Consider the following 14,084-nt stretch of genomic DNA (forward strand, 5'->3'; position numbering starts at 1 on the left):
GAAGTCGACCTAGAAGCCGTCGCCCTCGGTGATCGAGGTGTACGAGCCGATCAGCGCGCCGGAGAGGTCGACCCCCTCCAGCGTGACGCCCTCGTCGATCACGGAGTTCCGGATTTCGGAATCAGTGATCGTCGCGTCCGGGAAGACGACCGCGCGGTCGAGCGTCGAGTCGGTGACGGTCGCGCCCGACATGACGTGGACCACGTCGCCGAGGTCGGAGCCCTCGACGGTCGCGTCGTCGGCGACGAGCGTGCCGCCCTCTAAGGCGTACTCGACCGCGTCGAGGTAGCTGTCGGCGGTGCCGATGTCGAACCACGCGCCGTCGAAGGTGTACGCGTGGACCGCCCCGCGCCGCTGGAGCCACTGGAGGAACCAGCCCGGCTCGTCCGGGTTGTTGTCGTCGTCCAGGTAGGTCGTGAGCTTCGGGAGCGTCTCGGCGGGGAACGCGTAGCAGGCGATGGAGACGAGCGTCGACTGCGGGTCCTCGGGCTTCTCCTGGAAGTCGATCACCTCGTCGCCGTCGAGCTGGACGAGCCCGTACGACTTCGCGCGCTCGCGGTCGCCGACGTCGTAGGCGGCCAGCGTCGGCGTCCCCTTCGACTCGAAGAAGTCGGTGAAGTCGGCCAGGTCGAAGCTGATCATGTTGTCGCCGGCGACGACGATGAGGTCGTCGTCGACGTCCTCGCGGTCGACGAGCTGTTCGAGCGCCCCCACGACGCCGAACTTCTCGTCCTCCTCGACGGTCTCCTCGACCGAGAGCGTCGGCTTCTCGAACGGGCTGTCGGTGAGGTACTCGTCGAACGTGTCGGCGAAGCGCTCGTTGGTGGAGACGAACACCTCGTCGACGCGCTCGTCGGCCTCTAGGTCCTCGAAGATCTCGTCGATGACGGTGTTGTCGCCCACCGGCAGGAACATCTTCGGACGGTGCTCGGTGATCGGCCAGAGTCTGGTCGCGTAACCCCCCGCGAGTACGACGGCTTTCATACCGCACCCGTCTCACCCCGGTGGCATACCTCTTTTGCTCCTGTCAACCGCCGACAACGCGGCGGGGAGCGGTCGCGGAGGGACGGCGGCGGGCGCGACTCACTCGCTCAGCCGGTCGGTGTCGATGCTCACGCCGGGCGGGGTGACGACGAGGAACCCGCGGAAATGCATCAGCTCGCCGCCCATGTCCTTCACCTCGCGGGCGAAGCCCGCGGCCAGCTCGTTGAGGTCGCCCTCGATCGAGAGGACGAGCGTGTTGCCGTAGTCGACGCTGCGGACCCACTCCTTCGGGTCGGTCGTCCCGTCGAGGACGCCGAGGACGACGTCGCCGGCGGCCGCGATCGCCTCGTCCATCTGCTCTTCGGCGTCGCGTAAGTCGAGGTCCCAGTCGCTCATACCACAGGGTCGCGAGGCGCCGGCAAAAACGTTCGGACGCCGCGGACCGCGTTGGCGGACGGAACGCCGCCGGGGTGACCCGCCACGGCCCCTTCACGGAGCGGTTAAGTGCTCGCCGGCCCGAGCGACGGCCATGGAACGCACGCGGCGGTCCCTGCTCGCGGGCGCGGCGTCGGTCGGCGTCGTCGGCGCGGCGGGGTGTCTCGGCGGCAGCGGCGGCACGACCCTCGACCTCGGCGGCGTCGAACTGGACACCGGGGAGTTCGACTGCGACCTAGCGGAGCCGTCGGACCCGAACCTCGACTACCGACCGACCCTCGGCGACCCCGAGTCGGACGTGGTCGTTCGGGCGTTCGAGGACTTCACCTGCGGTCACTGCGCGAGCTACAAACTCGATCACTTCCCGGCGATCCGCGAGGAGTACATCGAACCCGGCGAGGTGCGCTACGAGCACTGGGACTTCCCGATCCCCGTCAACGAGACGTGGGCGGTCCCCGTCGCCAGCGCGGCCCGCGGCGTCGGCGATCGAAACGGCTCAGAGGCGTTCTTCGAGTTCGCCACCGCGGCCTACGAGTCGCAGGGGAGCTACAGCGGCGAGGCGATCGGCGCCGCCGCGGAGGCCGCGGGCGCCGACTCCTGCGCGGCGATGTCGGACGCGCGGTTCGCGGCGTACGGAGAGGCGTCGGCGGAGGACCGGTCGGAGGGAACGTCGATGGGCGTCTCCGGGACGCCGACCATCTTCGTGGACGGCGAGGCGGTGGCCGACTACCGGGCGGAGACGATCGCGGCGGCGATCGACGAGGCGCTGTAGCCGCCCCTCGCCTCCTCGCTGGTCTCCCCGAGCGCCGACCTTTTGCCCGTCCGACCCGTTTTATAAGCCGATGAGCGACGACGACCGCGGGGAGCGGCGGCTGCTCGGCGCCGTCGTGCTCGCGGTGCTGATCTCGCAGGTCCTCCTCTACCCCGGCGTCCCGGACCTCGTGGTCGCGCTCGGCGCGCCGGCCGGCATCGACGCCGGCATGTGGTTCCTCGTCGCGGAGTTCGGCGCGTTCGTCTCCTTCGCGGTCGCCTGGGGCGCCGCCAGCGACGCGCTCGGTCGACGGGTCCCGCTCATCGTCGCCGGCGCGCTCGGCGGCGCCGCCTCCTACGTCGCGCTCGCGGCGGTGCCGGAGCTCGGCCTCGGCTTCCGGGCGGCGCTCGCCGTCCGGGCGGTCGGCGGCGCGCTCACGATCGGGGCGTTCTCGCTCGCGATCACGTCTCTGATGGACCTCGGCGGCGGGAACGGGCGCAACATGGGCGCCGCCGGCACGGCCATCGGGCTGGGCGCGGCGGTCGGCTCCGTGGTCGGCGGCGCGCTCGCCGACCTCGACCCGTTCTACCCGGTGTACGCCGGCGCCGCGGTGCTCGCGGGCGCGGGCCTGCTCGCGGCGACCGTCGACGACCGGGCCGCGGGGCGCGGGCTCCCGAACGGAGCCGGCCCTGCGGGGACGGGAGGCGACGCCGGCTTCCGGGACGTGCTCTCGCGGGCGCGGACGACGCGCGGACTCCTCGTCCCGCTGGCGTTCGGCTTCGTCGACCGGCTCACGGCCGGCTTCTTCGCCTTAGTCGGGGTGTACTACTTCCAGGACTCGGCGACGTTCGGGCTCTCGGCCGCCGGCGCGGGGGCGACGCTCGCGCTCTTCTTCGTCCCGTTCGCGCTGCTCCAGTCGCCGTTCGGGTCGCTGTCGGACCGGGTCGGGCGCTTCCTCCCCGTCGTGGTCGGCTCGGTCGCGTACGGGGTCGTCACGGTCGGCGTCGGCGTCGCGCCGATATACCCGCTCGCGGCCGGGCTGATGGTCCTCGTCGGAGTCTGCGGCGCGCTGATGGCGCCGGCGACGATGGCGCTCGTCACCGACCTCGTCGAGCCCGAGGCCCGCGGCGCGGCGATGGGACTGTTCAACGTGTTCGGCTCGCTCGGCTTCCTCGCCGGCTTCCTCGTCGGCGGGAGCGCCACCGAGGCGTTCGGCTACGCGCCGGCGTTCCTCGCGGTCGGCGGGTTAGAGCTCGCGATCGCGCTGGCGCTGTTCCCGGCCGTCCGGGCGATCGCGCCGGGCGACGGCCTCCTCGGGCTCCGCGGCGGCGCCGAGCGGTCGACGTCGGAGTAGCGGTCGCCGCCGATCGAGGTGGACGGCCGCCCGATTCGAGCCTTTTTAAGCCATGCGCCCCCTCCGTTCCGGCAACCGATGGACCTCCTCGTCGTGGGCGCGGGCGAGATCGGCCGGTGGGTCGCCGACACCGTGTCGGCCGACGAATCGCCGGTGGACGCCGCGGTCGCGTTCGCCGACCGCGACCCGGACGTGGCCGACGACGCCGCCGCGTCGCGCGGGGCGACGACGGTCCCGGCCGACGGCGACACGACCCACGACGCGGTGTGTCTCGCGGTGCCGATGTCGGCGGTCCCCGCGGCGGTCGAGGCGTACGCGTCCCGCGCGGAGCGGGCGATCCTCGACGTCTCCGGCGAGATGACCGACGCGGTCGCGGCGATGCGCGAGCACGCGCCGGGGCTCCAGCGCGCGAGCTACCACCCCCTGTTCGCGCCGCCGCGCGTCCCCGGCAACGTCGCCTGCGTCGTCGACGAGGGCGGACCGGTCGTCGCGGGCGTCACGGGGGCGATCGAGGCCGGCGGCAACGAGGTGTTCGAGACGACGCCGGCCGAGCACGACCGGGCCATGGAAACGGTCCAGGCCGGCGCGCACGCGGCCGTCCTCGCGTGGCGGCTCGCGGGCGACGACGTGCGCGAGGAGTTCCACACCCCGGTCTCGGCCGCGCTGGACGAGGTCGCGGACACGGTCACCGAGGGCGCGCCCGAGGTGTACGCCGAGATCCAGCGCGCCTTCGACGGCGCGGACGACGTCGCCGACGCGGCCCGCGCGATCGCCGACGCCGATCCGGACGAGTTCGCCGACCTGTACGAGGCGGCCCGCGGCGACCGCGAGGGCCGGGAGCGACACGAGTGAGCCCGACGACGACCACGAGCGACCGACCGACGCCCACAGTGATCCCATGATAGACAGAGAGGCGGTCCGGAACAACGCCAACTACCTGCGCAACGTCAGGCCGATCGACCCCGAAGAGATCGCGGAGTACGTCGAGGGGACGCCGCACCCGGCGGTCGTCCGCGAGACGCTCCGCGAGGAGGCGTTCGACCTCCGGCTGCGCGAGCGCGACGACGGGAGCTTCGAACCGGTCCCCGAGGGGCCGATCCCCGATCCCGGCTGGGCGCCGACGGCGTTCCCCGAGGAGTACGCGTTCGCGCTCGAAGACCTCCTCGTCGAGGAGTTCGGCGCGAACTGGCACCGCGGCGAGTCGGGCGCGGAGCTGCGCGAGGCGGTCCGGCGGCTGAAGAGCGACTACCTCCGCGGGAACGACGTCGAGTACGACCGAACCGCGGCGCTCGGCTACGGCGTCTACCACCTCCCCGCCTACTACGCGACGGTCGGGTACGTCCTCGACGACCTCGTCGAGAACGGGCTGCTCGACCGGACGCTCCGCGTCCTCGACGTGGGCGCCGGCGTCGGCGGCCCCGCGCTCGGCCTCCACGACTACCTCCCCGACGACGCGGTCGTCGACTACCACGCCGTCGAGCCGAGCGCCGCGGCCGACGTGCTCGACCGGCTGCTCGACGAGACCGGCCGCAACTTCCGGACGACGGTCCACGGGGCGACCGCGGAGTCGTTCCTCGGGACCGGCGGCAACGAAGCCGAGTCCGCGTCCGACGACCCCTTCGACCTCGTCGTCTTCGGGAACGTCCTCTCGGAGCTCGCGGACCCGGTCGCGGTCGTCGAGGCCGCGCTCGACCGCCTCGCCGACGACGGGAGCGTCGTCGCCTTCGCGCCCGCCGACCGCGACACCGCGATGGGGCTCCGCGAGGTCGAGCGCGCGGTCGTGACCCCGACGAGCGACGTCGAGACGTACGCGCCCACGCTCCGGCTCTGGCCGGACGCGACGCCCTGGGACGGCGGCTGGTCGTTCGACGTCGCAGACGACCTCGACGTCCCCCCCTTCCAGCGGCGCCTCGACGAGGCGGCCGAGCGCGGCGCGACCGACGAGCCGGGCGAGTTCGTCAACGTCGACGTGCAGTTCGCGTACGCGATCCTCCGCCCGGACGGGAAACGGCGCGTCGACGTCCGGGCGAGCGACGACCGCTGCGCGCGGATGGCGGACTCGGAGGCGCACGTCACCGACCGCGTGAACCTGCTCGCGGTGAAGCTCAGCCACGACCTCAGCGCGGGCGACAACGCCCTCTACCGCGTCGGCGACGGCTCGCAGACGGTCGACCACTACCTCGTCTGCACGCGAGAGACCGCGCTCAACGAGGACCTCCGGCGGGCCGACTACGGCGCGGTCGTCTTCGTCGAGAACGGCCTGGTGCTCTGGAACGACGACGAGGGCGCGTACAACGTCGTCGTCGACGACGAGACGGTCGTCGACCTCGTCGCGCCCTGAGTCGAGCCGGAGCCCCGCGGCGACCGCGCGCCCTCACTCCGCGCCGACCGGCTCGATCAGCTCCGGCGCGTCGACGCCGGGGGAGTTCACCCGCGTCGACACCGGATGCGCGGTCAGCTCGTCGGCCGGGTAGGGGTCCAGCAGCGCTGCGGCCTCGTCGGGGTCGCCGCGGAGCCACGTCCCCTCCTCGTCCGGGTCCAGGATCACCGCCATTCGGTGATGGAGGTCGGCGACGAGCTCGTTCGGCTCGGTCGTCAGTACCGCGAACGTCTCCACGGGCCCATCGGCCTCGTCCTCGCCCCCCTCGGCCGATCCCCCGCCGAACGCGCCGAGCCCCGTCTGCGTCGTCTCGGGCTCCGGCGGCTCCCACCGCTCGTAGAGCCCCGCCATCGCGAACGGGCGGTCGTCCTCGAAGGCGACGCGATAGGGGGTCTTCCCGGATCCCCCGCCATCGCCCCGTCCGCCGGCCCCGCTCCGCCCGTCGGCTCCGCTCGGCCCGCCGCCCTCGACCCACTCGTAGAAGCCGTCGGCGGGAACGAGACACCGCCGGCGCTCGAAGGCGTCGGCGAAGCTCCGCTTCTCGCGGACCGTCTCGGCGCGGGCGTTGATGAGGTCGAACGGTTCGTCCGCCCACGAGGGGGTGAGCCCCCACTCCATCCGGGTCGCGCGGTCGGGCGACTCGTCGGCGATCACCGGGAGCTCCTGTCCGGGCGCGCAGTTGTAGCTGGGCTCGAACTCGCCGAAGTCGGCGCCGAACCGGGTCTCGAGGTCGGCGGCGGGGGTGAAGAGGGTGTAGCGGCCGCACATGCGTGTCCCCGGGTTCGGTCCGCGGCGGCATAAATCGCGTCGCCGCCTCCCGTCGGGTTTTTGCCCGCGCGCCGCCGCGGTCGGGTATGCGCATCGAGAACAGCTTCATCCCGGTCGAGGGGGTCGGCGAGACGACCGAGCGCCGGCTGTGGCGCGAGGGCGTCACCACGTGGGAGGAGTTCGACCCCGCCGTCGACGTCGCCGGCGTCGGCTCGACCACCGCCGACCGGATCGAGTCGTTCATCGCCGAGGCGCTGACGCGCCTCGACGACGGCGACGCGGCCTACTTCGACCGCGCGTTCCCGAGCGGGGAGCGCTGGCGGCTCTACGAGAACTTCCGCGAGGAGACCTGCTTCTTCGACATCGAGACGACCGGCCTGGACGAGCACCGCAATCGGGTGACGACGGTGAGCTTCCACCGAGACGGCGAGACGACGACGCTCGTCGCCGGCGACGACCTCACCGCCGACCGCCTGCGCGAGCGGTTCGCGGACGCGAGCCTGCTCGCGACGTTCAACGGCGCGCGGTTCGACGTCCCCTTCCTGGAGACCTCCTTCGGGATCGACGTCGACACGCCCCACCTCGACCTGATGTACCCCTGCAAGCGGATCGGGCTCTCCGGGGGGCTGAAACCCATCGAGGAGGAGATCGGGATCGACCGCGACCGCCCGGACCTGTCGGGCCGCGACGCCGTCCGGCTCTGGCGCGAGTACGAGCGCGGCGACGACGACGCGCTCGACACCCTCGTCTCGTATAACCGCGAGGACACCGAGAACCTCCGGACGCTCGCCGACGCCGTCTGCGAGCGGCTCCACGAGGACGTGTTCGTCGGCCCGACCGCCGAGTCGGAGTAGGACCGCGACCGACGACACCGCGTCGGCTACGTCGCTCCCGGGTCGGGGTCGGCCGAGGTCTCGACCGCCTCGGACTCCGGAGCGCTCCCGTCGGAAGTCGACTCGTCGGTCGCCGAGTCGTCGTCGGTCGCCGATCCGTCGTCACCCTCCGGCTCGTCGTCGCTCTCGGTCTCCCCGCCGGCGACGGCTTCCGCGTCTGCGATCGGCTGGCCCTCTGACGGTACTTCGCCGGTCTCCGATTCGCCTTCCGTCGATTCTGCGTCGTCTTCGGCGCCCTCTTCGGCTTCGGCGCTCTCGCTGGCTTCAACGCTCTCGTCGTCGCCCTGGGCGCTTCCGGCCTCCTGGTCGTCCGTCTCGCCGTCGTCAGTTTCACCGTCATCGGCCGTCTCCTCGTCGGCCGCCTCGCCGCCCTCGTCCGGCTCGTCTCGCGCCTCCTGCACCAGCTTCATCTCGCCGCGAGCGCGGAGCGAGCCGTCGATCTCGGCGCCGTCGTGGACGACGAGGTCGCCGGCGGAGACGTCGCCGAGCACCCGCGCGCCCGCCTCGATCGTGACCGTCCCGCCGCGGGTGGTGACGTCGCCGTGGATGACCGTCTCCGCGCCGACCGCGATCTCCCCGCGGGCGCGGAGCGAGCCGAACACCTCGTTGCGCTCGCCGACGCGGACCGACTCGGCGCGGAGGTTCCCGTGGAGCCGGCAGTCGTCGCCGACCGTCGCGGGCGTCGAGACGCGCCACGCGTCGTCGGAGATCTCGGCGCCGCGCGGGACCAACAGGGGGTCGCGCACGTCGTCGCCGTCGGCGAGCGCCTCCGCGAGCTCGTCGGCCGCGTCGGTCTCGCCGACGCGCAGGAGCTGCGAGAGGACGATGAAGTAGAAGACGATGGTGGGGACGGGGTTCCGGATGACGATCCAGCCGTTCGCCTCGAACCCCTCCTCGATCGACACGTCGTCGCCGATGTCGAGGTCGCCGGAGACCATCAGCCGGCCGGTGACGGTCACGCGCTCGCCGAGGTAGGCGTCCTCGCCGACGAGCACGTTGCCGTCGACGGTACACCACGTGTCGAGCCGGCAGTCGCCCTCGGCCTCGATGTCGTTCCCGACGCGCACGCGTTCCCCGATGGCGACGTTGCGCCCGCGGAGCCCGAACTCCACCGTCGACTGGCCGCCGACGAGCACGTCGCCGTCGACGACGAGGTCGTGCTCCTCGACGGTCGTCCCGTCCGGGACCGCGAGCTCCTCTATCGGACCGTCTCCTCGCAGCGACACACCGGGAGCACTCCCTCCGCGATTATAAACCGTGTGGGGCGTCAGACGCCCGTCGGACGCCGACGCGGCCCGGGGTCGGGTCGCCGCGCTCCCGGGACCAGGTCACTACCCTTTTCAGTTCGGGGCCGGAGGCTCGGGTATGGGATTCGGATCGTACGACGAGAGCGAGCAGAAGGACCAGGACGTGGACACCGACGACGACGGCGCCGTGAACGTCCACGAGCACGACCACGACGGCGACGTCTCCATCGAGGGCGGCGCCTCGACCGACGACCTGGTCGGTCGGCTCTCGGAGATGAAAGGCGACGGCGACGACGACGAGTAGGCCGTTCCGCCCGGATCGCCGTCCCGACCGTGTCACGCCCCTTTTATCCGATCGCCGCCTACGAGGCTCCATGAGCACCGACCTGACGTTCACCGACGACGGCGTCGACGTCGTCTACGAGGGGACCGAGTTCGAGCTGGAGAAGGACCTGATCGAGGAGGCGACCGGAAAGGGGTTCCGCGACGTCACCGACCACGAGGTCCTCCGGATCGTCGCCGAGGAGCCCGAGCTGGACGGCGAGCCCGTGCGGATCGGCGACGTGCTATAGGCCGACTCCCCGAAGCGGTACGATTTTACGCGCCGACCGGATTCGCCGGGGTATGGACTCCGGAGACGCGCTCGCGGCGCTCACGGGCTCGAAGCGCAGAGCCGCGCTCGTCGCGCTCCTGATCGCGGGAGCCGCCGTCGGCGGCGCGTTCGCGCTCGGGATACTCGGTGTGCCGAGCGTCGCGGCCGTGGACAACAGCTTCGGCGACGTCACGAACGAGACGACCGAGGTCGAGACGGACCTGACCGTCGCGAACCCGAACCCGGTCGGCGTCGGCCTCGACGGCGTCATCGACGAGGGCTCCACGGACGATAACACCACAGACGGGACCGACGACGGCGACGACGGAGTGCTTCCGCTGTAACGGAGTTCCGAACGCGTCCGACCGGGCCGCACCCTCAGTCGGCGGCGTCTCGAACGCCCGACTCACCGTCCGCCAGCGTCTCCGGGAGCTCCCCCTCGTACCCCTCCGGCACGTACGGACAGAGGGGATCGCTTTCGAGGGGGTCTCCCGTCGCCGCGAACGCGCGCGAGCGACTGCCGCCGCAGACGTGCCGGAACTCGCAGGCGCCGCACTTCCCGGCGAACCCGTCCGGGTCCCGGAGCGACTCGAACAGCTCCGCGTTCCGGTAGATATCGACGACGGATCGGTCCCGAACGTTGCCCGCGGACTCCGGGAGGAACCCGGACGGGTACGTCTCGCCGGTGTGGCTGACGAAGGCGAAGCCCCGCCCGGCCGCGATGCCGCCCCGTCGGCGACTGCCGGTCTCGTCGCCGTCGCGCTGGAGCCCGACTCGCCGGTAGAACGGCGCTTCGGTGGTCTTGACGCCGAACTGCTCCGCCTCGGCGACGTCGTGGAGCCACTCCATTACGCTCTCAGCGCGTCGCGGCGAGACCGGGTCGAGGATCTGCCCACGACCGACGGGGACGAGGAAGAAGACGCTCCAGAGCACCGCCCCGAGCTCGCGCACCCGGTCGCGGATCGCCGGCAGCTCGTCGACGGTCTCCGCGCAGACGGTAGTGTTGACCTGTAGCGGGAGCCCCGCCTCGCGGGCCGCCCGCGCCGCGGTCAGCGTGTCCGCGAAGCTCTCCTCGCCGCGGAACCGGTCGTGGCTCTCGCGGGTCGCCCCGTCGAGGCTGAGCGCCATTCGCCGGATCCCCGCGTCGGCGAGGGCCTCGACGCGGTCCGGGGTCAGCGACCCCGTCCCGCTCGGCGTGATCGTCATCCGGTGTCCGAGCTCGTCCCCGTACACCACCAGCTCGACGAGGTCGTCCCGGGCGAGCGGGTCGCCGCCGGAGAGGACGACCAACTGGCCGTCGCCGAACGCCGCGGCGTCGTCGAGGAGCCGCTTCCCCTCCGCCGTCGTCAGCTCGTCGGGGTGGCGCTCCGGCCTCGCGTCGGCCCGACAGTGACGGCAGGCGAGGCCGCACGCCTGCGTCACCTCCCAGATCAGGACGAGCGGGCGCCGGTCCGTGTCGAGGTCGTCGAACATGGGCTCTCATCGGGGTACGACTCGTACCGCCTTGGCCGACACCCCGAACGTGTTCAGGGAAGGTCACTCCCGCCGGACGCGAATCGAACCCGCCGCCGGTCCGCCGTCTCGGGGGACGGTCGCCCGCCAGACGGCCTCGTTCGCCGGACTCCTATTCGACTGCGCTCCGAATCTCGCGGACGAGCCGCAGCACCGACCGCCACTGCTCGATCGATCCGGGGACCGCGTCGTCCGTCTCGCCGCCGCGCTCGGCGACGGCGGTCTGGACCTCTCGGGGGTCGCTGACCCGCCGGAACGCCAGGTCGGGACCGCCGGCGACCTCGATCGCGACCGTCCCGTACCCGAACGCCGACCCGGTGATCGACTGGGTGTACGCGGTGTTCTGCACCTTTTCGAGGCCGACCCGCCTGACGGTCAGCCCGAGCACGCCGCGTCTGGCCCACAGGGCCCGGTCCGTGAGCAGATATCGGGTCCGTCGCACTCTGAGCGCCGCCCACGCGGCGATCCCGACCCCGAGAACGGCCCCCGCGACGAGCCGCGGATCGACGGTCGCCGCGCCCGCGACCGCGAGCGCGACCACCGCGCCCCCGACGACGGTCTCGGGGAGCGCCGCCGAGAGCCGCGGTCGGCCTCGCCAGACGACGCGTTCGTCGTCGCGTCGGTACCACCAGTCGTCGCTCATGGCTCGTCCGTCGACGGTCGCGTGTCCGTCGACGGTCGCTCGACCGACGCGCCGTCGCCGGTCGGCGGGGCGCGTTCGGCCCCTCCGTCTCCGTCCCGCGCGCTCTCGCCTCTCGACCTCTCGGAGCCGTCGGTCACCGCTCGTCGAATCGCGGTGAGCTCCCGGAGGATCTCGTTCAGCACGTCGTCCTCGGCGGTCGAGTCCCGCTCGCTTCCCTGTCGGCGGTCGACCTCCCTCGCGATCAGTTCCTGGACGGACGCCGGGTCCGGGATGCTCCTGAACTGCAGTTCGACGCCCGAGCCGCCGGCCGTGCTGACGTCGACCGAGCCGTACCCGAACGACGACCCGAGCGCGGACTGGGAGTAGGAGGTGTTCTGCACCTTGTCGAACCCGATCTGTTGGACGTCACGAGAGAGGATGCCCCGCTTGCTGTAGAGGCCCCGGTTCGTCACGACGTAGTTCGTGTTCCGGTACTGGAGGTACGCCGCCGCGAGGACCGGGAGACCGATGAGCACGAGCGAGAGCGGAATCCCGACGATGAACGCGGGGACGACGCTGTACCTGTGCGGCGTGCTCGCCCACAGGATCGATTCGCCGTCTTCGAGCGTGAGCCAGTCTAAGTCGATATCCACGGTGTCGGACGAACCGCCGTTCGGCTCGTCCCGGAGGGCCGTATCGGACATGCGAGGCCCGGTACGCGGGCGAGTCAAAAAACCGTACCGACGGCCGGAAGGCGTCCCGTCGAATCGAGTACCGGCGTTCGGCTCGAATCCGGCCGAGACGGGCTTCCAGTCGTTTCCCGTTCTTCCGGCCGATCTCGGCCGTTGCGCGGCGCGATTTCGCCGATATCCTTCGGCGGGTCTCGACCTCAAATTCGATATAACATAATATGGTTTATCTATGAAAATCACGACGGAAATCTGTCGATGATAGACCGACGGAATACCACTGCGGCCCGCAACTCACTCCAACAGTCGGTAGACGTTCGCCTCGTACGTCTCCCGGACCTGGTCGCCCCAGTTGTGCGTGTAGGTGTCGATCACGTCATCGGCGACGTCGCCGCGAAGGTACTTGACCACGCCGCGGTCGCCGGTCCGGTCGCGCAGGTGCGTCGTGAAGAAGTGCCGGAAGTAGTGGGGCGTGACGTTCTCCGCGGCGCCGCCGCCGGTCCGATACCAGCCCGCCTCGCGGGCGTACCGCTCGACGACGTGTCGTACCGCCTGCGGGTCGAGTCGCTCCCCCCACCCCTCGGCCGTACCGGCGAACAGCGGATCCGCCGACGAGGGGCTGTCCGGCCGGATCGCCAGCCACCGCTTCAGCGTCCGGGCGAGCTCGTCGTCGACGGGGATCACTGTCCCGCGCTTGCGCTTGTTCGACGCCGTCCGCACCTCGCCGTTCAGCTCCTCGCCGACGGACGCGTCGGGGGTCACGTACAGCGAGTTCGGGCGATCCGAGAGCACCGCTCGCGTCCCGAGATCGTACGCGTCCCGGAGCTCGGGGTCGTCGACGGCGAGGTCACGGAGGTCGAGGTTGCAACACTCGCCGACCCGCATCCCGGTCTTGAGCAGCGTCACCACGAGGGCCCGATGGAGCGGGTGGCGGACACCGGCGACGAACTCGCGCATCGCCGGCACGGAGATGTCGCGCCGAGCGGGGTCCTTGTCGACCGTCTCGTCCATCTCCTCCATCACGAGCGTCATGGGGTTCCCCTCGAAGACGCCGACCTCCGTCATGTAGCCGTAGAACCGGTGGAGGTAGGCGGCGTACGTCGCCACCGTGCTGTCCGCCACGTCGCCGCGCAGCGAGTGGACGAACGACATGCAGTCGCGGTGCGTCGCCGACGCGGGCGTCGTCTCCGGGCCGAGGAACGCCTCGAACCGGCGGAGGACGCGCTCGTAGGACTCTCGGGTGCGCTCCGTCTTGCCGTGGTACGTGAGGTCGTCGACGAAGTATCCCACCGGGTCCGAGACCTCCTCCGGCGCGCGGGCGCTACTCATCGCTGAGGGTGTACCCGCCCTTTCGCCCGTTGTACTTGACGCGGTTCCGGTCCTGCAGCGCGTCGAGCGCCTCCTCCAACTGATCCTCGAAGTCCCCGACCACTCGCTCGACGAGCTCGTCCCACGAGAGCGGCCCGTCGGCGAGCGCGGCTTCCACCCTGGTTTCGAGGCTCTCACCCTGGGGGTTAGACCCGGACGGACCGGGTTCGGCGGCCGTCTTCGAGTCGACCGTCGAGAATCCCCGACGACCGGCCTGTACCATCGTCCTGACGAACTCGCTCTGTGACATGTCGAGCTCGTCCGCGTGCTCTCGCCACCGATCCTTCTGCTCGGCGGGAACGTACGTCTTCACCGAGCGGCGGTCGTCGCTCATCGTTCGCGTTCCGCTTCTCGGGCCGCCGACTTCAATCTATCCCAGATATCCGGATAAGGTCATTTATACTGGGTTCTAGTCCCCCAAATTCGCCGTTCTAGACCATGTATATGAAATTCTGGTTCCAAGAATTTGGCTTGTAGTATTAGATATAG

Annotated in this window: 15 protein-coding genes and 2 pseudogenes; 8 read left to right on the forward strand and 9 right to left on the reverse strand. The window is 71.2% G+C overall.

The genetic code is table 11. The annotated features are described in order from the left end of the window. Positions 1-9: 9 nt before the first annotated feature. Both NO900_RS12180 and NO900_RS12185 read right to left on the reverse strand, forming a co-directional pair. Positions 10-984, reverse strand: coding sequence for a nucleotidyltransferase family protein (locus tag NO900_RS12180; protein ID WP_256409492.1), 975 nt, complete (start codon positions 982-984; stop codon positions 10-12). A 102-nt stretch (positions 985-1,086) separates the two neighbouring features. Continuing rightward, positions 1,087-1,380 (reverse strand): annotated as a pseudogene (locus NO900_RS12185) (DUF5779 family protein); the annotation flags it as partial. A gap of 133 nt (positions 1,381-1,513) precedes the next feature. Here NO900_RS12185 and NO900_RS12190 point away from each other — a divergent pair. The 4 genes from NO900_RS12190 to NO900_RS12205 all read left to right on the forward strand — a co-directional run bounded on the left by NO900_RS12190 (position 1,514) and on the right by NO900_RS12205 (position 5,865). Further along, positions 1,514-2,191: a thioredoxin domain-containing protein gene (locus NO900_RS12190; protein WP_256409493.1), complete on the forward strand. Its 678-nt coding sequence runs from the start codon at positions 1,514-1,516 to the stop codon at positions 2,189-2,191. A 70-nt stretch (positions 2,192-2,261) separates the two neighbouring features. Continuing rightward, positions 2,262-3,524 (forward strand): MFS transporter, encoded by a 1,263-nt coding sequence (locus NO900_RS12195; RefSeq protein ID WP_256409494.1) that lies wholly within the window; start codon positions 2,262-2,264, stop codon positions 3,522-3,524. A 78-nt stretch (positions 3,525-3,602) separates the two neighbouring features. Continuing rightward, positions 3,603-4,376, forward strand: coding sequence for a prephenate dehydrogenase (locus NO900_RS12200; protein WP_256409495.1), 774 nt, complete (start codon positions 3,603-3,605; stop codon positions 4,374-4,376). Between the two features lie 46 nt (positions 4,377-4,422). Beyond that, positions 4,423-5,865 carry a small ribosomal subunit Rsm22 family protein gene (locus NO900_RS12205; RefSeq protein ID WP_256409496.1) on the forward strand — a complete coding sequence of 481 codons (1,443 nt, stop codon included), beginning with the start codon at positions 4,423-4,425 and terminating at the stop codon, positions 5,863-5,865. A 33-nt stretch (positions 5,866-5,898) separates the two neighbouring features. On the opposite strand, the gene NO900_RS12210 is transcribed toward NO900_RS12205, so the two are convergent. Then, positions 5,899-6,672: an SOS response-associated peptidase gene (locus NO900_RS12210; protein WP_256409497.1), complete on the reverse strand. Its 774-nt coding sequence runs from the start codon at positions 6,670-6,672 to the stop codon at positions 5,899-5,901. Between the two features lie 86 nt (positions 6,673-6,758). Here NO900_RS12210 and NO900_RS12215 point away from each other — a divergent pair, with 86 nt between their 5' ends. Beyond that, positions 6,759-7,526, forward strand: a complete 768-nt coding sequence (locus tag NO900_RS12215; RefSeq protein WP_256409498.1) for a ribonuclease H-like domain-containing protein — start codon at positions 6,759-6,761, stop codon at positions 7,524-7,526. A 26-nt stretch (positions 7,527-7,552) separates the two neighbouring features. On the opposite strand, the gene NO900_RS12220 is transcribed toward NO900_RS12215, so the two are convergent. Further along, positions 7,553-8,791: a polymer-forming cytoskeletal protein gene (locus tag NO900_RS12220; RefSeq protein WP_256409499.1), complete on the reverse strand. Its 1,239-nt coding sequence runs from the start codon at positions 8,789-8,791 to the stop codon at positions 7,553-7,555. A 139-nt stretch (positions 8,792-8,930) separates the two neighbouring features. On the opposite strand from NO900_RS12220, the gene NO900_RS12225 reads away from it, so the two are divergent. The 3 genes and pseudogenes from NO900_RS12225 to NO900_RS12235 form a co-directional block, all read left to right on the forward strand. Next, complete coding sequence (locus NO900_RS12225) at positions 8,931-9,116, forward strand: DUF5786 family protein (RefSeq protein ID WP_256409500.1); 186 nt, start codon at positions 8,931-8,933, stop codon at positions 9,114-9,116. A gap of 70 nt (positions 9,117-9,186) precedes the next feature. Then, on the forward strand, positions 9,187-9,384 hold the full coding sequence (locus NO900_RS12230; RefSeq protein WP_256409501.1) for a DUF5800 family protein: 198 nt from the start codon (positions 9,187-9,189) through the stop codon (positions 9,382-9,384). Between the two features lie 52 nt (positions 9,385-9,436). Next, positions 9,437-9,736: pseudogene (locus NO900_RS12235) on the forward strand (LEA/WHy family protein); the annotation flags it as partial. A gap of 46 nt (positions 9,737-9,782) precedes the next feature. On the opposite strand, the gene NO900_RS12240 reads toward NO900_RS12235, so the two are convergent. The 5 genes from NO900_RS12240 to NO900_RS12260 form a co-directional block, all read right to left on the reverse strand. Next, positions 9,783-10,877 (reverse strand): radical SAM protein, encoded by a 1,095-nt coding sequence (locus NO900_RS12240; protein WP_256409502.1) that lies wholly within the window; start codon positions 10,875-10,877, stop codon positions 9,783-9,785. Between the two features lie 151 nt (positions 10,878-11,028). Further along, positions 11,029-11,559 carry a PH domain-containing protein gene (locus NO900_RS12245; protein ID WP_256409503.1) on the reverse strand — a complete coding sequence of 177 codons (531 nt, stop codon included), beginning with the start codon at positions 11,557-11,559 and terminating at the stop codon, positions 11,029-11,031. Further along, positions 11,556-12,242 (reverse strand): PH domain-containing protein, encoded by a 687-nt coding sequence (locus NO900_RS12250; protein WP_256409504.1) that lies wholly within the window; start codon positions 12,240-12,242, stop codon positions 11,556-11,558. Before NO900_RS12250 ends, NO900_RS12245 begins: the two co-directional genes overlap by 4 nt. Positions 12,243-12,521: 279 nt before the next feature. Then, positions 12,522-13,556 (reverse strand): tyrosine-type recombinase/integrase, encoded by a 1,035-nt coding sequence (locus tag NO900_RS12255; protein WP_256409505.1) that lies wholly within the window; start codon positions 13,554-13,556, stop codon positions 12,522-12,524. Further along, positions 13,549-13,929 carry a DUF5805 domain-containing protein gene (locus NO900_RS12260; RefSeq protein WP_256409506.1) on the reverse strand — a complete coding sequence of 127 codons (381 nt, stop codon included), beginning with the start codon at positions 13,927-13,929 and terminating at the stop codon, positions 13,549-13,551. The genes NO900_RS12255 and NO900_RS12260 overlap by 8 nt, the downstream gene beginning before the upstream one ends. Positions 13,930-14,084: the final 155 nt, after the last annotated feature.

It is taken from the genome of Halorubrum rutilum (genome assembly GCF_024494565.1).